The 22,188-nt window shown below is 51.2% G+C and carries 18 protein-coding genes; 12 read left to right on the forward strand and 6 right to left on the reverse strand.

The genetic code is table 11. From position 1 onward, the window contains the following. The first annotated feature begins 73 nt into the window (after positions 1-73). The 7 genes from mfd (at position 74) to IDAT_RS02715 (ending at position 8,798) form a co-directional block, all read left to right on the forward strand. The gene (gene mfd / locus IDAT_RS02685) at positions 74-3,550 is read left to right on the forward strand and encodes a transcription-repair coupling factor (RefSeq protein ID WP_034730096.1); all 3,477 of its coding nucleotides are present in this window, start codon (positions 74-76) and stop codon (positions 3,548-3,550) included. Next, positions 3,547-4,677 (forward strand): CsiV family protein, encoded by a 1,131-nt coding sequence (locus IDAT_RS02690; protein ID WP_034730099.1) that lies wholly within the window; start codon positions 3,547-3,549, stop codon positions 4,675-4,677. The genes mfd and IDAT_RS02690 overlap by 4 nt, the downstream gene beginning before the upstream one ends. Before the next feature lie 19 nt (positions 4,678-4,696). Further along, positions 4,697-5,191: a MarR family winged helix-turn-helix transcriptional regulator gene (locus tag IDAT_RS02695; protein ID WP_034730102.1), complete on the forward strand. Its 495-nt coding sequence runs from the start codon at positions 4,697-4,699 to the stop codon at positions 5,189-5,191. After that, a complete protein-coding gene (locus tag IDAT_RS02700) occupies positions 5,160-6,944 on the forward strand; it encodes an ExeM/NucH family extracellular endonuclease (RefSeq protein WP_051986515.1) in 1,785 nt (594 codons plus the stop codon). The genes IDAT_RS02695 and IDAT_RS02700 overlap by 32 nt, the downstream gene beginning before the upstream one ends. 62 nt (positions 6,945-7,006) lie before the next feature. Further along, positions 7,007-7,561: an RNA polymerase sigma factor gene (locus tag IDAT_RS02705; protein WP_034730105.1), complete on the forward strand. Its 555-nt coding sequence runs from the start codon at positions 7,007-7,009 to the stop codon at positions 7,559-7,561. Beyond that, positions 7,558-7,962: a hypothetical protein gene (locus IDAT_RS02710; protein ID WP_034730108.1), complete on the forward strand. Its 405-nt coding sequence runs from the start codon at positions 7,558-7,560 to the stop codon at positions 7,960-7,962. The genes IDAT_RS02705 and IDAT_RS02710 overlap by 4 nt, the downstream gene beginning before the upstream one ends. Further along, positions 7,962-8,798, forward strand: a complete 837-nt coding sequence (locus IDAT_RS02715; RefSeq protein WP_034730111.1) for a PDZ domain-containing protein — start codon at positions 7,962-7,964, stop codon at positions 8,796-8,798. Before IDAT_RS02710 ends, IDAT_RS02715 begins: the two co-directional genes overlap by 1 nt. A 24-nt stretch (positions 8,799-8,822) precedes the next feature. On the opposite strand, the gene IDAT_RS02720 is transcribed toward IDAT_RS02715, so the two are convergent. After that, positions 8,823-9,275, reverse strand: a complete 453-nt coding sequence (locus IDAT_RS02720) for an Hsp20 family protein (protein ID WP_034730114.1) — start codon at positions 9,273-9,275, stop codon at positions 8,823-8,825. Positions 9,276-9,472: 197 nt separating this feature from the next. On the opposite strand from IDAT_RS02720, the gene IDAT_RS02725 reads away from it, so the two are divergent. Next, the gene (locus IDAT_RS02725) at positions 9,473-10,837 is read left to right on the forward strand and encodes an alkaline phosphatase (RefSeq protein ID WP_034730117.1); all 1,365 of its coding nucleotides are present in this window, start codon (positions 9,473-9,475) and stop codon (positions 10,835-10,837) included. Here the strand turns inward: IDAT_RS02725 and asnB are convergent. From asnB to IDAT_RS02745, 4 genes are all read right to left on the reverse strand, one after another. Then, a complete protein-coding gene (gene asnB / locus IDAT_RS02730; protein WP_034730120.1) occupies positions 10,834-12,852 on the reverse strand; it encodes an asparagine synthase (glutamine-hydrolyzing) in 2,019 nt (672 codons plus the stop codon). The two genes, IDAT_RS02725 and asnB, sit on opposite strands and share 4 nt — an antisense overlap. Positions 12,853-12,882: 30 nt before the next feature. Further along, a complete protein-coding gene (locus IDAT_RS02735; RefSeq protein WP_034730123.1) occupies positions 12,883-13,947 on the reverse strand; it encodes an aspartate/ornithine carbamoyltransferase family protein in 1,065 nt (354 codons plus the stop codon). 125 nt (positions 13,948-14,072) lie between these two features. Beyond that, positions 14,073-15,512 carry a sodium:solute symporter family protein gene (locus IDAT_RS02740; protein WP_034730127.1) on the reverse strand — a complete coding sequence of 480 codons (1,440 nt, stop codon included), beginning with the start codon at positions 15,510-15,512 and terminating at the stop codon, positions 14,073-14,075. Beyond that, a complete protein-coding gene (locus IDAT_RS02745) occupies positions 15,509-15,967 on the reverse strand; it encodes a hypothetical protein (RefSeq protein ID WP_034730129.1) in 459 nt (152 codons plus the stop codon). The genes IDAT_RS02740 and IDAT_RS02745 overlap by 4 nt, the downstream gene beginning before the upstream one ends. A gap of 131 nt (positions 15,968-16,098) precedes the next feature. Between IDAT_RS02745 and IDAT_RS02750 the strand changes: the two genes are divergently transcribed. Together IDAT_RS02750 and IDAT_RS02755 are read left to right on the forward strand one after the other, a co-directional pair. Continuing rightward, a complete protein-coding gene (locus tag IDAT_RS02750; protein ID WP_034730131.1) occupies positions 16,099-16,509 on the forward strand; it encodes a 2-amino-4-hydroxy-6-hydroxymethyldihydropteridine diphosphokinase in 411 nt (136 codons plus the stop codon). Then, positions 16,506-17,219, forward strand: coding sequence for an SDR family NAD(P)-dependent oxidoreductase (locus IDAT_RS02755; RefSeq protein ID WP_034730133.1), 714 nt, complete (start codon positions 16,506-16,508; stop codon positions 17,217-17,219). Before IDAT_RS02750 ends, IDAT_RS02755 begins: the two co-directional genes overlap by 4 nt. A gap of 82 nt (positions 17,220-17,301) precedes the next feature. On the opposite strand, the gene acnA is transcribed toward IDAT_RS02755, so the two are convergent. Beyond that, entirely contained in the window at positions 17,302-19,983 is a 2,682-nt protein-coding gene (acnA, locus tag IDAT_RS02760) for an aconitate hydratase AcnA (RefSeq protein ID WP_034730136.1), read from the reverse strand. Between the two features lie 225 nt (positions 19,984-20,208). Here acnA and IDAT_RS02765 point away from each other — a divergent pair, with 225 nt between their 5' ends. Then, positions 20,209-21,093, forward strand: a complete 885-nt coding sequence (locus IDAT_RS02765; protein WP_034730138.1) for a sensor domain-containing diguanylate cyclase — start codon at positions 20,209-20,211, stop codon at positions 21,091-21,093. Between the two features lie 32 nt (positions 21,094-21,125). Beyond that, on the forward strand, positions 21,126-21,992 hold the full coding sequence (tesB, locus tag IDAT_RS02770; RefSeq protein ID WP_034730140.1) for an acyl-CoA thioesterase II: 867 nt from the start codon (positions 21,126-21,128) through the stop codon (positions 21,990-21,992). Positions 21,993-22,188 lie beyond the last annotated feature (196 nt).

The following is a 22,188-nucleotide window of genomic DNA, read 5'->3' on the forward strand; positions in this document are numbered from 1 at the left end:
AATATGCGCACTGATCCAAGTAACAGTTTCAGGTATACTTTCAGCCACTTGAGTAGTTAACAAAGTGGACCTTATGAGCAAGGCATCGATTCTAACGCCACCACGCCCCACATCAGCAAAACAGGACCTTACCTGGCAAGGACTCGCCGGTAGTAGTGCAGCACTCGCGCTGGCACGGCTGATTGACCAACATGAACGGCCGTTACTGATTGTTATGCCCGACGCGCCGCAAGCCCATCGTTTAGAGCAAGAAATTAGGTATTTAAGCGCCAAAGGAGAGCGCGTAATGGTGTTTCCTGATTGGGAAACCCTGCCTTACGATAGCTTCTCGCCGCACCAAGATATTATTTCTGAGCGCTTGAGCGTATTGGCAAAACTACCCAGCATGCAAGATGGCGCATTGATTGTCTCAATCAATACCTTACTGCATCGTATCGCTCCCACCGACTATGTGAGTGGACAGGCGCTGCAAGTCGACAAAGGTCAACAATTAGATGGCCACCGTTTGCGTCAACGGCTGGAACGCGCCGGCTATCGCCATGTTGATCAGGTCATGGAGCATGGTGAGTTTTGCGCCCGTGGCTCGCTGCTTGATTTATTCCCGATGGGCAGTGAAGTGCCTTATCGCATTGACTTTTTCGACGATGAAGTGGACTCAATTCGCACCTTCGACGTTGATACGCAGCTCTCCGCAGGTGAAGTCGAACGTATAAACTTGCTGCCTGCTCATGAGTTTCCGATCACCCCTACCGCGATTGAAGGTTTTCGTGGCCGTTATCGAGAACTCTTTGAAGCTGCTAACGAACGCGACTCGATTTATTACCAAGTCTCACAAGGCCAGTTACCTGGCGGTATCGAGTACTACTTGCCGCTGTTTTTCGAGCACACCGCAAGCTTATTCGATTACTTACCCGATGATGCCTTACTTGTTACTTTTGGCGACTTACAAGGTAGTCTCGACCATTTGTGGCACGATATTGAACAACGTTACGAGCAACGCCGTTACGACCGTCTCCGGCCCTTATTGCCACCAACGCAGCTATTCTTGCCAGTCGATCAGATTCATCACCACTTCAAGCAATTGCCACGCGTGCGCGCCTTCGTTCCAGACGATAAAGCTCAGCCAGGGCCGCGCGTCTTCAACACCGAAGTTATTGGTGAAATTGCCCTTAATCATCAATTAAAAGACCCGTTGCAGGCATTACGACAACGTCTAGCAGCCTTACATCAAGCCAAGTATCGCGTGTTGTTCGTCGCTGAAACTGCCGGGCGCCGTGAATCATTACGTGACACCCTAGCGCCACTCAAACTCGATTTGCATGAGCTGCAGCACTTCAGTGACATCGACAACTTTACCGGCAGCAACGCGCTGATTGTCGCGCCGTTGGTGAACTCGTTTGTTGCCATCGATGCCAAACTAGCGGTCATCACCGAAACTGAGCTGCTTGGCAATCGTATTCAACAGCGCCGTCGACGTGATCAAAAGGCGACGGTTTCAACCGAAAATATGGTGCGCAATCTAGCCGAACTGCGCATTGGCCAGCCAGTGGTACACATTGACCATGGCGTGGGCCGCTATCAAGGATTACAAACCCTAGAAGCTGGCGGCATGACTACCGAGTTTGTCACCATTGAATACGCTAATGAGAGTAAACTGTACGTTCCCGTAGCATCGCTGCACTTGCTATCACGTTACAGTGGCGGTGAAGAAGCGCATGCGCCGCTGCACAAGCTCGGCAACGATACTTGGGAACGCGCCAAACGCAAAGCCGCCGAGAAGATCCGCGATGTCGCGGCCGAACTTCTTGATGTATATGCCCGTCGGGAAGCCAAGCCAGGCTATGCCTTCAAACTTGATCAAGAGGATTACCAACGCTTTGCCAATAGTTTTCCGTTCGAAGAAACCGATGACCAGTTACAAGCCATCGATGCGGTCTTGAGCGATATGCAAGTAGCCAGTGCCATGGACCGATTGGTGTGTGGTGACGTTGGCTTTGGTAAAACTGAAGTAGCAATGCGCGCCGCTTTTGTTGCGGTCAACGACAACAAGCAAGTTGCAGTATTAGTGCCAACAACCCTGCTCGCACAGCAACATTACGAAAACTTTAAAGACCGTTTTGCCGACTGGCCAGTGCGGATTGAGGTGCTTTCACGCTTTAACACCAGTAAACAAACCACGCAGATTTTGGCCGACATCAAAGCCGGTAAGGTCGACATCGTCGTAGGTACGCACAAACTCTTACAAGGCACCGTTAAATTTGCCGATCTCGGCCTGTTGATCGTTGATGAAGAGCACCGTTTTGGCGTGCGGCAAAAAGAAGCGATTAAACGCTTGCGCAGTGACGTTGATATTTTGACGCTGACCGCCACCCCGATTCCGCGAACGTTGAATATGGCCATGCACGGCGTGCGCGACTTATCGATTATTGCCACGCCTCCAGCGCGTCGGTTGGCGGTGAAGACCTTCGTCCGTGAATACGATAAGCCGACCATTCGTGAGGCGGTCCTGCGTGAAATTTTACGCGGTGGCCAAGTGTATTTCTTGCACAATAATGTCGAAACGATTGAAAAAACCGCACGTGAGCTTACCGAACTGGTGCCAGAGGCGCGGGTAACCGTAGCCCACGGACAAATGCGTGAACGTGAACTCGAACGCATTATGTCCGATTTCTATCATCAACGTTTTAACGTGCTGGTGTGCACCACTATTATCGAAACCGGTATCGATGTACCGACCGCCAATACCATCATCATGGACCGTGCCGATCATCTTGGCCTCGCCCAAATGCACCAGTTGCGTGGGCGCGTCGGCCGCTCACATCACCAAGCCTATGCTTATCTGCTGACACCGCACCCAAAGCGCATGACCAAAGATGCCTTGAAGCGACTCGAAGCGATATCCCAGCTCGAAGATTTGGGTGCTGGCTTTATGCTGGCCACCCATGACCTTGAAATCCGTGGCGCCGGTGAACTGCTGGGTGAAGAACAAAGTGGTCAAATTGAAACTATCGGCTTTACCTTGTACATGGACATGCTTGAACAAGCAGTTACCGCCTTGCGCGAAGGTAAAGAACCGGCCCTTGATAGCTTGCTACAGCAACGCTGTGAGATTGATTTACGGGTACCTGCGCTGTTGCCGGAGACCTACATCGCTGATGTTACGCTGCGCCTGAGCCTCTACAAACGGATTGCCAGCTCGGAGAACAGCGAGGAAATTCGTGCCCTCAAGGTGGAAATGATCGACCGCTTTGGGCTGCTGCCCGATGCCGCACAAAATCTGATGCTAGTCACGGAATTGCGTAACCGTGCTGAGCAATTAGGCATTCGCAAAATCGACGGTGGCCCGCAGGGGATCACCATCGAATTTGGTGAGAAAACCAAAGTCAGTCCGGTTTATTTGATTCAATTGATACAATCGGCACCGAACCAATACAAACTTGAAGGGCCTAACCGTTTACGAATTCTTACCAAAATCAACGATACTCAAGGTCGTTTGAAACTGGTAGAGTCACTTATTGATGAATTCGCCGAGCGAAAGGATGAGAAATGACGCAGGGCTGGTACCGAAAACCTATAGCAACAGCAGCACTAGCTGGTTGGCTTGCCGTTAGCAGTTTTACCCAAGTCGCCAAGGCGCAACAGTTACCGGAGCAGGATCTATGGCGTTGGTTTGAAGTCGAAGTTTTAGTGTTTGCCCACCGCGATGCTGGCGACACCGTTGAGTCTTTCCCGTGGCAAGGGCCGCAACGCTATCAGGACTATGTTTACAATCCGTTGCCTAGCGTATTCGTACCTGACATCACCGCACTCTTGGCTGATCTACCAGAGTGCGCAACGCCCACCGTTATCCCAGAGTTCAATCGCGAACGCTTATTGTGCGCCGCGCCCTGGGAACTGGATCCCTGGTTACCGATGAACTGGCAACGGCAAGAACGCATGCTGAGAGAATTGGCAGCAGCACCAGCCGATGTTATCAATGGTCCTGGTGGCGAGGTTAAGAATGCTGCGGCGCCGTTTCTTGCGCCGGCATCGCAACTCGAATTGAGCGAAACACGCCAGCAATTAGTGCGCCGCGGAACCGGCACCCCACTTTTGCATTTAAGCTGGTATCAACCGGTATTTGGCGCCGATGATGAATACAAAGTTCGACTTTTCGGTGGGCGCAATTTTGCCGATGAATTTTCACTTGCAGGTTATGCCCTTCCCGATGAACAAGCCAAGCTGACTGCACTTAGTACCAGCGAGGAAAAGCCAGAGCTAGGTCTCGCGGAACGCCTGCAACAATTGGCCGAACTGCAACGCACCGCACAATTCAATTTCAGTGCGGCGGCAAAAGATGAACCCTTAGCGGCGCCCAGCGCCAGTCAACTTGAAACGCCAACAACTCCCCTTTGGCAGCTCGATGGCACTATGCATATTTACCTTGTCGGAAATTACCTGCATATCGACAGTGATCTTGAGTTACGTGAGCCTACAGCGGTTGATTGGCAACCTGCAGATTTGACTGCACAAGCAGATCTTGCGCTCGAGCCACTCACCAACAAACGCTTTTTACGTAGCTTTAAGCTGGACCAGTTGCGCCGCGTGATCAGTCACGAAACCCATTATTTTGATCATCCAAAATTGGGTGTCGTGGTGCAAATACGCCGCACTGATTTGTCCGCGCGACGCTATTAGGAACCATTGGGGAATTATTATGGAAAAGTACGAGGAGTTGTTGCTGGCCTTACGCAAAGTCATCCGCGCAACCGATCTCTATTCCAAACAGCTGAATAAATTAACTGGACTTACCGCGCCGCAATTGCTGATTCTACGCGAGGTTGCCGCAGCGCCAGAAGGTATTACCGCTAGTGCGGTAGCGCAGAATATTACGCTCAGCCCTGCCACCGTGAGTAATGTTATTGATCGATTGGAGCATCGCGAGCTAATTCATCGCGAACGTAGCACTGAAGATCGACGTCGCGTGGTACTGTCGCTCACTCCGCGGGGGGCAGAACGGCTCGCCGCCGCGCCGAAACCATTGCAAGAAGACTTTATTCGAAAATTTCAGGGGCTGGCCGATTGGGAACAATCTCAGTTGCTAGCTGCTATGCAGCGTATTGCTGCGATGATGGACGCGGAACACATTGACGCCGCCGATGTATTAGAAGTAGGAAGCTATGCACAACAACAACTCCACCGTGATTCATAAAGGTTATTGGTTAAGCTTGAGCGCGATCGCGCTCGCCTTAACTGCTTGTTCGCAACAAGCTGACATCGATGCGCCGCTCGCTAATTCAAATTGCGTCGCTGAACAGACTATTGGTCAAATACAAGGCAGTTCAGATAGCTCACCGTTAGTAGGGCAAAGAGTCAGTATTAGTGGTGTCGTCACCGCGAGTTGGCAAGCCGATGGTGAACTCGGTGGTTTCTTTGTGCAAGACAACGCTGCCGGTTTATTCGTGCAAGCCACAGCGCCCGTTGTTGCAATTGGTGATCAAGTGCGCGTCAGTGGCGTGGTCAGTGAAGCTCAGCAATTGACCCAACTAGATCAGGTGACGGAAATTATTGATTGTGGCACAGCTGAGCTGCCGAAAGCGCAAGAATTGACGTTACCTGTAGCATCGGTGAATACGTTCGAACAATTAGAAGGACAATACGTCAGCATCCCGCAAACACTCATCGTCAACGGCAATTACCTACTTGATCGCCATGGTAGTTTTGATGTTGCTGCAGAGCGACTCTATACTCCGACACAAGTCACGCAGCCTGGTAGCAGTGCTCGGCAACTCGCCGCAAGCTACGAGTTACAGCGCTTAGTGATTGACGATAATCGCGCGCCCAACCCAAGCCTAGTGCCCTTTCCGGCACCGCAACTCAGTGCCGATAATAGTCTGCGCGCCGGCGACAGTGTTAGTAATGTGCAAGGCATTTTAAGTGAATTTAACGGTCGTTACCGCATTCAACCAACCGCTGAATTGCAGTTCACCGTCACCAACCCGCGCCCGCCAGCACCGAGTAAGTCAGCCGATCCACGTGTGATTCGCGTCGCCACTTTTAATGTCTTGAACTACTTCAACGGTAATGGCGTCGAGCAAAGTTTCCCAACTGACCGTGGCGCTGAAACTGCCGCTGATTTCAGCCGCCAGGAAGCTAAAATCATTGCCGCCATGGTAGCGCTTGAAGCGGATGTTATTGGTCTGATGGAAATTGAAAACGACGGCTACGCTGACCATAGTGCTATTGTGCGTTTGGTTGCGCAACTCAAACAAGCCAGCGGCCAACCGTGGCGCTACGTCGCCGCAGCAGAGGGGCAGTTCGGCGGCGCCTCTATTACCAACGGTTTAATTTATCGCAGCGACAGAGTCGAAGCAGTTGGCGCAGTATCGACTGTTACTGAGGGCGTCTTTAGCAACCGCAGTCGCTATCCTTTGATCCAACGCATGCGCCCGTTGCATAGCCAAGAGACTTTTGTGGTAGCGGTCAATCACTTTAAATCGAAAGGCTCGTGTCCGCGCGATAGTAGTGACCCAAATGCTAATCAGAACGATGGTCAAGCGTGCTGGAATGCGGCTCGTGTTGAATCAGCCGAGCGCCTGATTGCGGCCCTGCAACAACCTTTGTTGGCAAAAACTAGCGCACAAATTGTCCTCGGTGACTTTAACGCCTACGCGCAAGAAGATCCGATGCAAACCTTCTACGCAGCGAGCTACCATAACCGCGCTGAACACTTTGAGCCCAAGGGCTATTCCTATGTGTTCAACGCGCAAGCCGGCAGTCTTGACCATCTGCTGGTCAGTGATGCCCTGCACGGCCGCGTGATTAACCAACAGCATTGGCTCATTAATGCCGATGAACCGCCGGCGCTGAGCTATGAAGGTTATTCACAAAACCCCGATTGGTATGCTCCCGACGCTTACCGATCATCGGACCATGACCCCATCATTGCCGATATTCAGTTTTAACTCTTGTCACACATCGCTGTCCTGTTGCATCTTATCAACATAATGAATGCAGCAGGACACGCATGACCCAGAACGCTCTAACAGGATTCGCGCAACAGCTAGACGCCGAAGTGATTAAAGGCGCTCAGGCCGGTCGTCGCGATTGTCAGCGGCAGCTGTTTGAAACCTATCAGCGCCCGGTACAACGCCTGATTCAAGGCATGTGCCGCGATCATGAATTAGCGCGCGATCTGACCCAAGACGTGTTTCTCGTTGCTTTTGAAAAAGTCGCACAATTACGGGATCCGAAGGCGCTTGGCGGTTGGTTAAAGCAGTTAACAGTGAACACCGCGCTGTCGCATTTTCGCAGGCCACAACAGCAAACCAATAGTGACGATAGCGCAGCACAACTCGATGCCGACGACTGGCTGAGTCAAACCGATTGGCTACAACAGCTTGATGATATCGACACGCTGCTAAGCGTTTTGGACGAACATGAATATCAACTGATTTGGCTGTACTTGGTCGAAGGCTACAGTCACGAAGAACTTGCTGAGCTGCTCAATGAGCAAGCCGCGACCGTACGCCAGCGCTACCATCGCGCACTCAAGAAATTACGACAGAGGAGTTCCAGATGAACCCATCAGGTCCACAGAAGCAATCACTCAGCCCTAGCGAAGAGTTGCTGCGTGAGCGGCTTAAAGCGCAAGCGGAGCCGCTGCAACCGGTCACTTGGCAAGAGCTAACAGCACGCCAAGCCACCGCTGTAAAGCAGGCGCAGCCAGCACGCTCGAAAGCTGTTGCACTGTGGCTGACGCCCTTCGCGGTAGCTGCTGCAGTGGCATGGTTGATGGTGGTGCAGCCGCTGTCAACGAACGGCCAAGCGAGACCACAAACGCCGATGTTGCTCGCGGGCAATTACCAGCTCGAAAGTATCGACCGCCAAATTCAGCAGGCTTACCTGCGTGGTGCGGACGATGCTACGATCACCGCCTTGTGGCAACAACGTGAAGTGCTAACAGCACAGGAGACGTTTTAATGAAACTCAGCGCACTTGGACTCAGCACCCTATTGCTAACCCTGTTAAGCACTCCGCTTAACGCAGCGACGCAAGAAGAGCAGCTGGCACGAGAGCATGCCCGCGCCGCAGCGATTGCCGCTGCCAAAAGCCAGGGCAAAGCTGCAACAGTTACCATGGAAGAACCAACGCGCAGCTATTTTGACTGGGGCGCAGTGGTGCACCCCAACGGCGAAGTTTTATCGGTGCGAAATGCTTCTGTGGCAGCAGAAATGGGACTCACAGCAGGTGATCGGCTACTGCAGGTTGATGACATCGATTTTAGTGAAGCAGGACTCGACACTATTGTCAGCCATCTGCAAGGGCTCGAGCATGACTCAACCTTCAACGTAACGGTTGCGCGCGATACGCAGACACTGACTTTAGGTGGCCGCGTGAAAGCAACCGTGATTCCGGGGTGGCGTCTTGAAGTCGATGTCGCGCAAGCGCAAGTGGATAAAACCGACGACGGTAGTTGCGGACGCGTCAGTGTGTTTGTGACACCACCAGAAGCGCGCGATTTATTTCCCGCATACTTCGTTAAAATTGATGATGATAACGTGCTCAGACGGCGATCAATTTACAAGCTAGATCCAGGCGTACATGTCATTGAGTTGCATGAGCTCATTACCGATCCATGGGTGCGTCGTTCAAGCAGTATGAGTAATGCCAAGCAGTTAGAAATTGATGTCAAAGCAGATACAACTTACTACATTGCAGCGAAGTTTAATCGCAACAAACGTTTGAGCACCGTGCGTGAGGAATATTGGGAGCCAGTGGTGTGGCGTGAAGTGGAACAAAAATGTGAGGGCGACTAACCGCCCTCACCTTTTATCACAGGGTTATTTGCTACCTTCGAGCAAATTGAGTGAGTTACCGATTTCAATTTTCTTCGGCTTCATCGCTTCTGGGATGATTTTTTCCAGACCAATGGTCAATAAGCCGTTTTCCATTTTCGCGCCTTTTACTTCAACGTGATCTGCTAAATTAAATTTGCGCTCAAAGCTGCGGAAAGCGATACCTTTATGCAGGTATTGCCGTTCTTCGTCCTGCTCTTCTTTACGTCCTTGAATCTTCAAAATACCGTTTTCAACTTCGATGCTCAGCTCATCGTCGGCAAATCCCGCGACAGCTAGGGTAATCGCGTAACGATTGTCGCCAATCACTTCGATGTTGTACGGAGGGTAACCGCCAGCGGCATTGCTATCGGTGCGCATTGCGGCATCCAATAAGCGGGCCATACGGTCAAAACCGATACTGCTGCGATAAAGTGGTGATAGATCAATAGTAGCCATGTTCATTCTCCTAAGAAGCAATGTTATGTGAATGTCGCGACTCTCTCAGAGACATCGCGTACACCTTAAAAATGGGACTGAGAAAATTGCTTTCAAGGCTTAATCGCAAAATTTTTTGCATTCAACGATCGTCATACAGCTGTCACTTGCGCTGTGGTATTATCGCCGCTACATGTAAAACGCTTAGGAGCCCCATTGTGAAATTTCGCCGCACTCTTTTACTCTCAGGAATCGCACTTGCTCTCGCGGGCTGCACGCAGAGCAACGCCAACGATGACGCTAATGCTAACGCTGCCGCAACTACTGAACAGGCACCGAATATCATCTTCTTGATTGGCGATGGCATGGGCTTTGAGTTTATCTCAGCATATCGTTACGCGATGAGTGAGCGTGGCGCTAACGCACTGGCACCGACGCCGTTTGATGACATGTTGGTGGGCGCCTCAACCACTTATCCAGATGACGATACTTGGGTCACCGATTCAGCTTCAAGCGCGACCGCACTCGCAACTGGAGTGAAAAGTTACAACGGCGCAATTGGCGTAGATGCCGATAAACATCCACAACAAACCATTATGGAAAAAGCCCGTGAATTAGGCTGGCACACTGGTGCTGTTGCCACTTCACAAGTGAATCATGCCACGCCAGCATCGTTTTTTACCCATCATCCGTCGCGCCAGATGTACAACGAAATCGCCGATTCTTACGCAACCACCAAATTTGGCGATAGCTGGTCATTTGACGTTTTGCTTGGCGGCGGCACCAGCTATTTTGACCGTGACGACAAGAATTGGTTACCTGAGTTAAGTGCACAAGGCATGAACGTTGTGACTGACATGGCCGAGCTTGAGCAAGCGCAAGCACCCGTTTTGGGATTGTTCGCGCCAGTGGGGCTCCCCTTTGCGCTCGATTCTGAACCTTATTTAGCCGAGCTTACCCGCAATGCACTGCGCATCCTTGATGCTGAACAAGCGCAAAGTGGTAAACCCTTTGCGCTGATGATCGAAGGTTCGAAAATCGACTGGTGTGGGCATGCTAACGATATCGCCTGTGCGGTGCACGAAATGCATGACTTTGCGCAAGCGTTACAAGTCGCAAAAGATTATCAAGCGGCAAACCCTAACACCATTATCGTGGTCACCGCTGACCATTCCACCGGCGGCTTGACCCTTGGGCAAGGGGGCGAATATCAGTGGTATTCAGAGCGCGTGATGGACATTAAAGCGACCATTGGCACCATGGTTAAAGGTCTTTTGGAGCGCCCTCGTGACCAGTGGCGTGCGTACCTCGAACCGCTATTGAATTTACCCGTGAGCGAAGCGCAATGGAGCGAACTGGTTGCCATTGAATTGAGCGCTACGAACGACCGCGGTGACGATGCTGACCTGCTGCAAGATGCATTGGTCAAATTAACCGGTGAACTCACTCGCACCGGCTGGACCACCAGCGGACACACCGCAGTAGATGTGCCTGTGATGGCCTCTGGTCCTTATGCCGAGCGCTTACGCGGCTACCAAGACAACACCGACATTGCGAAGGTATTGCTGGAAATCGTGCGCTAGCACGATTTCCACCCCAGCTCTTTCGCTCGCTGCGCCGCAAGTGCTGGTACATCGGTCTTGATAAAATGATGGTGCAAAATCTGCACCCCTAACATGTGATTAATCACCGCATCGAGTTGCACTTTTTCCTCGATTGCGGTGTTTTCATCTTCATGCTTGGCAAAGGTTTCCTGCACTGCTGCAAAATCCAATAGTCCCGCCTCTTGCACGGCTTCTTCCGACAAGAACTGATCGGCTAATTTCACCACTGCTTGCCACTTTTTCGGATCGGTATGCGCTGGCGGTGCCATAAAAGCGAACTTCTCGCGCTTGTACAACACTTCTGGTAATAAGCCTTTCATTGCTTCACGCAGCACGTACTTCTCTTTGTTGCCCTTGATGCGCAAATGCGGCGGTACGGTAAAGGCATACTCAGCCAAATGATGATCCAAGAAAGCTGGACGCGCTTCCATTGAGTTCGCCATATCCACGCGGTCACCACCCCAAGTCAAAATCTGTCCTTCGAGCATGGTCTTAATCCAGACATATTGTGCACGATCGAGCGGATGCCGCCCCCGCAGCATGGTCTCGTCCAGCGTGTCAGCAATAGCTTTACCCGGGTCATATTCCGCCACCTCGGCACGCCGATCAGCAGCGATCAGCGGTAGCGCAACATCGGCGCACGACAACCATGGCTGCACGCAACTCGGCGTGAAGCCCATTTTGGCATTGAAAGCGGGGCTGACAAACTCTTCGCGCGCCAACATGGCGCCTTTGAATAATTTATTGTTTTTCTCGAGCAATTCTTGCCACGATTTGCGTTCGCTCTCGGGCAGATGGTCCAAGCCATGTAAGAACATGTCTTTACGAAACGCCGGATAGCCGGCAAATAACTCGTCGGAACCCTCGCCCGTCAGCACCACTTTATAATTGGCCGCGTGTACCTGTTGACTCATTAAGTATTTGGCCACGCCAAGGGTGTTATAAATGGTGCGCTCGGTGTGCCAAATGGTTTTGACAAAGTGATCGTACAGGTCGTCCGCATTTAAGCGCATAATATGGTGATCGGCACCGGTGGCAGCGGCCATTTCTTCGGCAATGGGTGTTTCATCGTATTCGGCAGAGTCAAAGCCAATGGTAAAGGCTTTCACTGAGGTTTGCGTTGCCGCTGCAGATAGCCCCAGAATGGCACAGGAATCAATCCCGCCAGAGAGGTAGCAGCCTACGGGTACATCGGCCGTTAGACGCAGTTGTACAGCCTCTAGCAGGTGTTTACGTACGCCATCAATGTAACTTTGTTCGTCGACGTCATCACCTGGATACTCTTGCTCCAATGGAAAGTTCACGTCCCAATATTGGTGTTCACTGATCTGCAATTGGCCGTCGCGCCGCTCAATTTTTACCACTTGCCCTGGAGCGACTTGGCGGATCCCCGCAAAGGCGGTCGAGCCCGGCACCATAACTTGAATCAACTGATGGTAAAGCCCTTCTGAAGAGAACTCACGTTTGACCTTAGGGTGCGCAAACAATACTTTTAGCTCTGATCCAAACACCACACCATCATCGGTTTCAGTGTAATACAACGGCTTGATGCCGAAGCGATCGCGCACCAAATACATGGCGTCGTCCTGTTGGTCATAAAGCGCAAACGCAAACTCGCCACGCAATTGCGTTAACGTTGCGTCGAGTCCTTCGCGCTCGAACAGGTGCAAAACGATTTCTGAGTCACTTTTACTACGAAAGCGTGCACCACGCGCGGTTAAATCGGCGCGAATCCGTTTAAAGTCGTAAAATTCACCGTTATGCGCCAACAACAAGCGCTGGTCAGCGGAAACAAACGGCTGCCGCGCACGGTCTTCGTTCAAGTCGATAATCGACAAACGCGCGTGACTAAAACCAACGCCGGTGTCAGGCATCACTTCATAGCCAAAGCCGTCTGGCCCGCGGTGATGCATAATTGCCGCCATATTGACGAGGGTTTGCGCGTCCGGTGTTTGATCGGCGCGCTGATTAAAAATTCCTGCAATACCACACATGTTTGCTACTTCCTCGTAAGTTATCCGTTATCACACCACGTCAATGACGCGTTCCGCCCGCTCCACCATACATGTGAGCAACGCCATGCGTAAAAACACGGCGCCACGTGCTTGGCTGAAATACCAGTTGTGCGGAGTGTTATCGAGATCCATTGCCAGTTCTTCGCCACGTGCCAGCGGATGCAAAATAATGGCATCGTGTTTTAGCGGCGACTTGGCGCTCAAACTAAAGCTATTGCCATAGGTATTAAAGGTGTCGCCTTCCCATGAGATGGCATTGATGTACACCACATCGAGCTCGGGTAACACGGCATTTAAATCGGTAGTGATGCGAATCTTTATGCCGCGCAGTTCCAGTTCTTCACGCTGATCAGCGCCAAACAATTCAGCGGCACTGGCTTCATCGTGAATGATCACCAGCTCTTCGACGGCATGAGGAAACACTGACAGACTCTTCAACAAACTGCGCACCGTGCGCATTTTGTTCGGCACGCCAATCACGCCAATTTTTATCTTCTCGTTGTTGCTGGCATCAAGTAGCGCCGGGCGCCACTTAAATATTGCATACATGTCAGCTAAGGCTTGCGTGGGGTGTTCATCGGTGCCGTTGCCGGCGTTGATAATCGGAATCCGCAGTGCATCCATCATCTCAAACAACGACGATTCATTGGTGTCGCGCAGTACCACGCAATCACCGTAGTTGTTAAACATTTCCGCGACATCGGCGAGGCTTTCGCCTTTGGCAATACCGGTGGTCGAACGGTCGGTAATCGACATAATATCGCCACCCAAGCGATGCCAAGCGCTCTCAAACGACAGCCGTGTACGAGTACTCGGTTCGTAAAACGCGCTGATCAAAATCTTGTTCTGCAGTGGCGAATGAAAGCGTTTCGGATTGCTTTCTATTTTCGCCGCCAAGCGAAATAACTGCTTCATGGTCGCTTGATCGAATTGATCACCTGACACAATATGCTGATTCGCTAACTGCACCAAATAATCGCCGTCCTCTTGAATGGCTCTCAGTAATGCTTTGGGGTGCGCATCACCATAGACATCCGGACGTTCACGCTCAAACGAGACGTCATTTACGTTCATATTGAATTACCATAATTGTTTAGAAAGGAAATCTTTAAGCCACAACGCTAGCAAAATGAGCGGTGCGCAAGCAGTTAACGCTAAGCAGACCCACACCAGTGTACTAAACGCAGTTAATTCTACGATCATGACTGCTGCTCCTCTGCTTCATTTAAATCGTCCCAGTTGAATTCACTACGACTAAAACTTAACCCTAGCCCACAAATAGTCGCCGAGACAATGCACGACACCAGTGCAGCCACATAAAAGCCGATCACGAAGTAACCAGTGAGACCTAAAACTGTGCCAAAGAACATGGCAGCAGCTGCCCAACGCCCTGGCAGGCGACGGGTATAAAGACCGAGCACAATAGGGAAAATAGTGCTGGCGACAAAGGCTCCGGCAAAGTTCAATAAGGCGCCAAGCGTCGCAATTTGCGGCAAACACAGTAACCAAGTGAGTACCCCTAAGCCCAGAATACTGTAGCGGTTAAAGCGCAGCAGATGCGCATCGCTGGCCTCTGGCCGAAGTTTTTTATGATAAATATCGCGCGTCACCAGATCGGAGGTTGCCGCCAGCAAGGAGTCGAGGCTTGAGGCTAAGGCCGAGAACACCACGATAAATACGACCACAGCGCCTACCTTGCCAAGCACCTCGGCTGCCACCATCGGGCCAACCATGTCGGCGCTCGGCGGAAAAATACCTAGTTGCGGTGCCGCCAGTGCAATAAAACCGGTAACGATGGGAATCGGCAGCCACAACAGGCCTCCCAGCAAAAACGCTTTGAACGCAACTTTGCCTTTAAAGGCGAGCGCGCGCGACCACCAAACATTAGAATGAAAAATTTCGCCCAAACCGAAGAAAATATTATTAAACAGAAACATCATCGCGGCGGGGAACAACACATCAAGCAATTGCGGATGATTGCTTTGCACCTCGCTGTGAATCGACTCAAGACTCACGGTATCGATGAGGAACCAGGCAATCAGCACCACCCCGATGATAATAATCAGTGCCTGAATAAAGTCAGTGGCAATGACCGCACGCAACCCACCAAATAAGGTGTAACCCACGCAAATAATGAGAATGGCAGTCATGCCAATGTGGTAATCGAGGCCGCTAAGTGCTTCGAGCAAAATGCCGCCAGCCATGCCTAAGCTAACCAACCAGCCGAATGCGTAAACCACCGAAATCGCGATAAACACGTACCAAGCTAAACGACCATAACGGAGTCGGATAAAATCGCCAGAAGTATAGCCATGGGGCATCAATCGCTTAATTCGAGCCGCTAATGGCGCAAAAAGAATCAGTCCCAACGCAGCAAACGAATACCCCACCATGCCCCATACGCCGAGTTGGTAGGTAAGCTGCGGCGCCACCAGCGTAGTGTTGCTGGTGACCCAAGTGGCCATTGCCGTGGCCGCCGCCAATGCAAAGCCAACATTACGCCCCGCTAAGGCAAAATCTTCGTGGGTTTTATTGGCGCGCCCCAGATACCAGCCAAACAAGACCCAAGCCACGCCAAACAGCACAACAAGCGTTAGCCCTAGACTACTGGACAAGGCGAAACCGCTGGCTTCGTTCATACCCGCCTCCGCAATATCAGTAAGCTAGCAACCAACAAGATAAACAACGCAAGTCCAATAAAAAACAAGCTGTAGGCTTGCCAACGCGGATAGTGATTCACCGTCACCTTTACCACGTTGCTTGATGCCTCAGCGGCGTCTGCTGCTGGCTGTAAACGAAAAAAGTACTCGCCGTCGGTAAAGCCAGTCAGGGTGATTTGCTCGAAGTCGCCAAACCATCTAAATTCCGCATCAATAGTGTCAAATGTGGCTGATTGGCTTTGCTGCAACACCAGTTGTTGTTGTGGTGCGGGAGTGATCGATAAAGTGAAGTAGCCTTCGCGACTCGGCGCGTCAGGACCACTGAGTTGGTAACTATCGTTATACGCAAGGGCGGGTCGCGCAAGCAGCGTGATGAGTAACAACAGGGCAATGTGAATAAAGCTATATGAACTACCGCCGCTGGTTTTCGGCACGATTCCTTCCCTTGGCTCTGTTGCTTACAGGCTAGCAAGCCACAGAAATCAATGCAACTTTCAGGGATCTGACTTTCGAGTCATTGCGTATCAGGTTATGCTTAACACTTATTACGAGGAAGGTTGTTACCATGAGTTATGTGTTTTTATGCAGTATGGGAGCCAATTTAGCGCCCGAGCAGAACTTCGCCAAGGCGCGTGAACAGCTCAGCCGGCTTGGACACACGACCTATTCCCGTTCGGCCTACACCCAGCCGGTCGCGATTGACACCGACAAGCAATTTTTAAATGCGTTATTTTTAATTGAAACTGAACTTGATGCGGTAGCGCTAAAAGCTGCGTTCAACCAAATCGAAGAAAACTTGGGCCGCGATCGCTCAGATCCGCTTTGTAGCCAAAAAGATCGGCCGATGGACATTGATATTCTGGGCGAGTTGAACGCCGAGGATAACGCCAGCGCTTGGCAGCAAGTACCTGATTATTTGCAAGCGATGAGTGCCAGTCTCAAGCGCGTTGCCGAGCAAATGGAGGCGATTGCATGAGTCACACGCAAACAGCCCTCATCACCGGTGCCGGACGCCGTTTCGGTTTTGAACTTGCGAAAGCACTACTGGCGGAAAACTATCGCGTGTTCGCCCACTACAATACTTCGCGGGCGGGCATCGATGAGCTAGAGCAATTGGGCGCTGTTGGTGTGCAGGCCGACCTCACCGATCATCAGGCGGTGCTCAAACTGATTGCTCAAGTACAAGCGAAAACCGAGCGTTTAGATTTACTCGTCAATAACGCTTCAGTTTTTGTGCAAAACCCAGCAGTCGATGCCGATCCGGCTATGCTTGCAGCTATGTTTCAGGTGCACGTGCAAGCGCCTTACACATTGATCACGCAACTGCGCCCGCAACTCGAAGCGAGCGACAATGCCTTAGTCGTGAACATTACCGATATTTACACCGACAGCCCTTCCACCGACTACATCGCCTACTGCGCCGCCAAGTCTGGATTGGCGAATTTGACCTTAAGCTTCGCTAAAGAGCTCGCGCCGAAGATTCGCGTTAACGGTATTCAACCGGGACCGATTCTGTTTTTGCCTGAACACGACAGCGAGCACCGCCAAAAAGTACTGGCTGAGACACCGCTTGAAGTCGAAGGCGGCTTACAACCGATGATCCAAACGGTGCGCTTTTTACGTGACAACCCATTTGTCACCGGTGAATTTATTAAAATCGATGGTGGCCGCGCGCTGAACATCTAAAAGCTGTGACACATGACGTTACACACAAAAAAGCCAGGCTTGCGTAACAAGCCTGGCTTTTCTTTTTAAGCAAGCTCTCTGCTTAGGCAGCGAGCATCTGACGCAATACGTAATGCAAAATACCACCGTTTTTGTAGTACTGCATTTCGTTATTGGTGTCGATACGGCACTTCACATCAAAGCTGACTTTTGAACCGTCATCTTTGGTCGCTGTGACCGTTACCATTTGACCTGGCTTAAGATCTGCATCGATGCCGGTAATATCGATTTGTTCATGACCGGTCAGACCATGGGCTTGCACGCCTTGCCCTTCTTCAAACTGCAACGGCAACACGCCCATACCGATAAGATTTGAGCGGTGAATACGCTCAAAACTCTCAGCGATAACAGCTTTCACCCCAAGCAAAATGGTGCCCTTGGCAGCCCAGTCACGGCTCGAACCGGTACCGTACTCTTTACCTGCAAGCACAACCAACGGTGTATTGTCTTGCTGATACTTCATGGCTGCATCATAAATCGACATCTGCTCGCCCGAAGGCACGTGCACGGTGTAACCACCCTCGACGTCATCAAGCATTTGGTTCTTAATGCGAATGTTAGCGAAGGTACCGCGCATCATGACTTCGTGATTACCACGACGCGAACCATAGGAGTTGAAGTCTTTCACCGCCACCCCATTGGCCTGCAAGTATTTACCCGCTGGCGAATCTGGCTTGATTGAACCCGCTGGTGAAATATGGTCCGTAGTGATCGAGTCGGCAAACAAGGCCAACACGCGCGCACCTTTAATGTCGCCAATCGGCGCGAGTGGCTTATCGATCTCGGTAAAATAAGGCGGATTTTTCACGTAGGTCGAATCATCGCTCCAATCGTAGGTTTTACCCTCACCGATTGGAATGCCTTGCCACTCTTCATCACCGTCAAAAACTTCAGCGTATTCTTTGCGGAACATTTCGCCATCAACAAAGTTGACCGCTTCGGCAATTTCTTTACTGCTTGGCCAAATATCCTTCAGATACACCGGATGACCGTCTTGGTCTTCACCCAACGGCTCCGAGCTCAAATCGATGCGCGTGGTACCGGCAAGCGCATAAGCCACCACTAAGGGCGGCGATGCCAACCAGTTGGCTTTTACTTCAGGATGCACGCGGCCTTCAAAGTTGCGGTTACCGGACAATACCGATGAAACCGTGAGATCACCGGCATTAATGGCCTTGCTAATTTCGTCCGGTAGCGGACCTGAGTTACCGATACAGGTCGTACAGCCGTAGCCCACCAAATTGAAACCAAGTTTGTTCAAGTGCTCCGTGAGTCCTGCTTTGGCAAGGTAGTCGGTGACCACTTTCGAACCAGGGGCGAGTGACGTTTTCACCCAAGGCTTACGCGAGAGACCTTTTTCGACCGCTTTTTTCGCGACTAAACCTGCCGCCATCAATACGCTCGGGTTGGAAGTGTTGGTACACGAAGTAATCGCAGCAATCACCACATCACCATGCGATAAGGTGTAATCCTTGCCTGGGACTTCAATTTGTTTGTCTTTTTCATTGGCACGGCCGGCCTGCTCGAGAATCAAATCAAAGTTCGATTTTAACTGCGTCAGCGCTACCCGATCTTGCGGACGCTTCGGACCCGCTAATGACGCGACGACCGTACTCAAGTCCAATTCAAGTGAATCGGTAAAGGCTGGCTCATCGCCAGATTCACGCCACATACCCTGCGCTTTGCTGTAGGCTTCAACCAGCGCGATGGTATCTTCATCACGGCCTGATAATTCAAGATAACGCAAGGTTTCGTTGTCGACTGGGAAGAAGCCACAGGTCGCCCCATATTCCGGCGCCATATTGGCAATGGTAGCGCGATCGGCCAGTGGCAAGTTATCCAAACCAGGACCGTAAAATTCAACAAACTTACCTACCACGCCTTGCTTACGCAGCATTTGCGTCACTGTTAGCACCAGGTCGGTCGCAGTCACGCCTTCAGGCAATTTGCCATGCATCCGGAAACCGACAACTTCAGGAATCAGCATAGATACAGGCTGCCCCAACATTGCGGCTTCAGCTTCGATACCACCGACGCCCCAACCCAAAATACCTAAGCCATTAATCATGGTGGTATGCGAATCGGTTCCGACCAAGGTATCTGGCATCACCATGGTCTTATCGCCTTCTTGGCGAGTCCACGCGACTTTACCTAAGTACTCAAGGTTTACTTGGTGACAAATCCCTGTGCCCGGCGGCACCACGCGGAAATTTTCAAAGGCACTTTGACCCCAGCGTAAAAACTGATAGCGCTCGAAATTACGTTCCATTTCGATCCGCACGTTTTCTTTAAAAGCTTCAGGTGTTGCGAATTTGTCCACCATGACCGAGTGGTCAATGACCAAATCCACTGCCGACAAGGGGTTAATTTGTTCAGGATCTTGTCCCGCTTTCGCCACCGCATCGCGCATCGCGGCTAAATCAACAATCGCTGGGACCCCGGTAAAATCTTGCATCAACACGCGCGCTGGGCGGTACTGAATTTCGCGGTCTGACTTACGCTCATGCAGCCATTTGGCGATGGCCTCAACATCATCGACCGTCACCGTGTCGCCGTCTTCGTTGCGTAACATGTTTTCGAGCAACACTTTCATCGAATTTGGCAGCTTATCAACATCGGCAATGTGCTTCAGTTGTTCTGCCGCTTTCGGCAGGCTGTGATAATGATAGGTCTTACCGTTTACTTCTAACGTACTTAACGTTTTCAAGCTGTCGTGGCTCGACATAGCTTACTCCTTTTTGAAACGATACATCCTCTAAGCTTAGCCGTATTTTTGCGGTTCAGCCATAACACATAATTATGTTCACTATGGGATCATCCACCGTAAAGATCAACTGTCTAAGCCGCTGAAAGCATGAAAGATTGCGATTCAACTCGCTTTATCTAGCGTGCTTGCGCTACCATGCTATAACTTAATCACAACTACTCCGATAACGGAAACCTACTGCTGATGCCTCACGCCAAACTTGCACTGTTTGAAAGCCTTGGTCAGTACATGGACTTGTTAATGGACGCTATCTGTGTGGTCAACGCTGAGGGTGAGTTCATTTACATTAGTGCTGGCGGCGAGCGCGTGTTTGGCTATACACCACAACAGATGCTCGGGCACTCCATGTTCGAGTTTATGCACCCTGATGACCACGAGCGCACTCGCGCTGCTGCACATGAGATAATGCAAGGCGTCAGTAAGTACGACTTTGAAAACCGCTATATTCGCAAAGATGGTAGCGTGGCATGCATTGTCTGGTCCGCTCGCTATGCCGCCGAAGACAACTTACGCATCGCCGTCGCCCGCGACGTGACCGAGCAGCGCCGCATCGAACAAGAACGTGAGCAATTGTTGCGCCGACTCGAACGACAAGCGCACTATGATCCGCTCACCGGGCTGCCGAATCGTAGCTATTTTTATCAACATGCCGAACATGTACTCGCGCGCTCTACCGATGTTGCCGTGGCCTATATTGATCTTGACCGTTTTAAGCACATTAACGATGAATGGGGCCATGCCATGGGTGACCAAGTGCTGCATGCCATTGCCCAGCGCTTAATGCATAATGTGCGTAGTCACGACACTATTGCACGCATTGGCGGTGATGAGTTTGTGATTCTATTTGAGCGCGTGCAGCAACGCGAAGCGGTCGAACGGGTCGCACAGAAACTTATCGAACAGTTGCGCAAGCCGATTGCCGTCGCCGACCATATATTTCACTTAGATGCTAGCATCGGCGTGGCGATGGCAGCGCCAGATTTGACGCTCGAACAATTGTTGCAGCGCGCAGACGCTGCCATGTATCAAGCAAAACGTGACCCCAAGGTCGCAATTGTTATAGAATAATTAGCCTTACGAAAGAGCACACAGGAACCTTTATGAGCCAAGTTTTGCACGACCTACTTGACCTGCTTTCACTTGAAACTATCGAAAACGGAATTTACCGCGGTCAAAGCCAAGACTTAGGATTCGGCGCCGTATTCGGCGGACAAGTGATAGGACAAGCCTTGTCTGCAGCAAAGGAAACCCTGCCTGAAGGTCGCAAAGTGCACTCACTACATTCCTATTTTCTGCGTCCTGGTGATGCCCATAAACCCATCGTCTACGATGTCGAAAACGTACGCGATGGCAAAAGCTTCTCAACCCGCAGAGTGAAAGCAATTCAGTATGGCAAACCGATTTTCTATATGACCGCCTCGTTCCAAGTTGACGAGCCGGGCTTTGAACATCAAGACTCCATGCCTGACGTTCCGGGACCGGAAGGCTTAGTCTCAGATATCGATATCTACCGTGAACATGCCGAGCTGATCCCAGAGAAGATTCGCAATAAGTTTATTTCAGAAAAACCCATCGAAATGCGCTTTGTGACCGCCAACAACCCGTTTAAGCCACAAGTCGACGCACCACGCCGCTTCGTTTGGATTAAAGCTAACGGCGCGATGCCTGATGACCCGCGCATTCACAAGTACCTTTTGGCCTACGCATCAGATTTCAATTTTCTGCCCACAGCACTGCAGCCACATGGCGCAAGTTTTGCCCAGCCCGACATCCAAATGGCGACCATCGACCATTCGATGTGGTTCCACAAAGACTTTCGCCTAGATGATTGGATTCTATATGCCATTGACAGCCCCGTCGCTTGCGGCGCCCGTGGCTTGGTTAGAGGTCAATTCTTCACTCGCGACGGCGTACTCGTTGCCTCTACCGCGCAAGAAGGCGTCATGCGCAAGCATGCCAAGAAGTAGGCATTGGACGCGTAACTCCTCAGATTTTTTGGGGTAGTTACAAAGCCCCGCGAGGGTGAGGCTTTGGATTCAAATGCTACTTAGCTAGCATGTAGATCAAAGAAAACACCACTAACAAGCTAATACAAACAACTCTTAAAGATGTGCAAGCCCAGGGCAACCGCATAAATGCTCATTAATCAACCATGCTACTGAA

Source organism: Pseudidiomarina atlantica, assembly GCF_000753735.1.
Lineage (GTDB): Bacteria > Pseudomonadota > Gammaproteobacteria > Enterobacterales > Alteromonadaceae > Pseudidiomarina > Pseudidiomarina atlantica.

Coding starts and splice junctions, on each gene's coding strand:
- IDAT_RS02755 (WP_034730133.1), top strand. CDS start 16,506: ATGAGTCACACGCAAACAGCCCTCATCACCGGTGCCGGACGCCGTTTC.
- IDAT_RS02695 (WP_034730102.1), top strand. CDS start 4,697: ATGGAAAAGTACGAGGAGTTGTTGCTGGCCTTACGCAAAGTCATCCGC.
- IDAT_RS02750 (WP_034730131.1), top strand. CDS start 16,099: ATGAGTTATGTGTTTTTATGCAGTATGGGAGCCAATTTAGCGCCCGAG.
- IDAT_RS02710 (WP_034730108.1), top strand. CDS start 7,558: ATGAACCCATCAGGTCCACAGAAGCAATCACTCAGCCCTAGCGAAGAG.
- acnA (WP_034730136.1), bottom strand. CDS start 19,983: ATGTCGAGCCACGACAGCTTGAAAACGTTAAGTACGTTAGAAGTAAAC.
- IDAT_RS02700 (WP_051986515.1), top strand. CDS start 5,160: ATGCACAACAACAACTCCACCGTGATTCATAAAGGTTATTGGTTAAGC.
- IDAT_RS02690 (WP_034730099.1), top strand. CDS start 3,547: ATGACGCAGGGCTGGTACCGAAAACCTATAGCAACAGCAGCACTAGCT.
- IDAT_RS02720 (WP_034730114.1), bottom strand. CDS start 9,275: ATGGCTACTATTGATCTATCACCACTTTATCGCAGCAGTATCGGTTTT.
- IDAT_RS02715 (WP_034730111.1), top strand. CDS start 7,962: ATGAAACTCAGCGCACTTGGACTCAGCACCCTATTGCTAACCCTGTTA.
- IDAT_RS02705 (WP_034730105.1), top strand. CDS start 7,007: ATGACCCAGAACGCTCTAACAGGATTCGCGCAACAGCTAGACGCCGAA.
- tesB (WP_034730140.1), top strand. CDS start 21,126: ATGAGCCAAGTTTTGCACGACCTACTTGACCTGCTTTCACTTGAAACT.
- IDAT_RS02765 (WP_034730138.1), top strand. CDS start 20,209: ATGCCTCACGCCAAACTTGCACTGTTTGAAAGCCTTGGTCAGTACATG.
- IDAT_RS02735 (WP_034730123.1), bottom strand. CDS start 13,947: ATGAACGTAAATGACGTCTCGTTTGAGCGTGAACGTCCGGATGTCTAT.
- mfd (WP_034730096.1), top strand. CDS start 74: ATGAGCAAGGCATCGATTCTAACGCCACCACGCCCCACATCAGCAAAA.
- asnB (WP_034730120.1), bottom strand. CDS start 12,852: ATGTGTGGTATTGCAGGAATTTTTAATCAGCGCGCCGATCAAACACCG.
- IDAT_RS02740 (WP_034730127.1), bottom strand. CDS start 15,512: ATGAACGAAGCCAGCGGTTTCGCCTTGTCCAGTAGTCTAGGGCTAACG.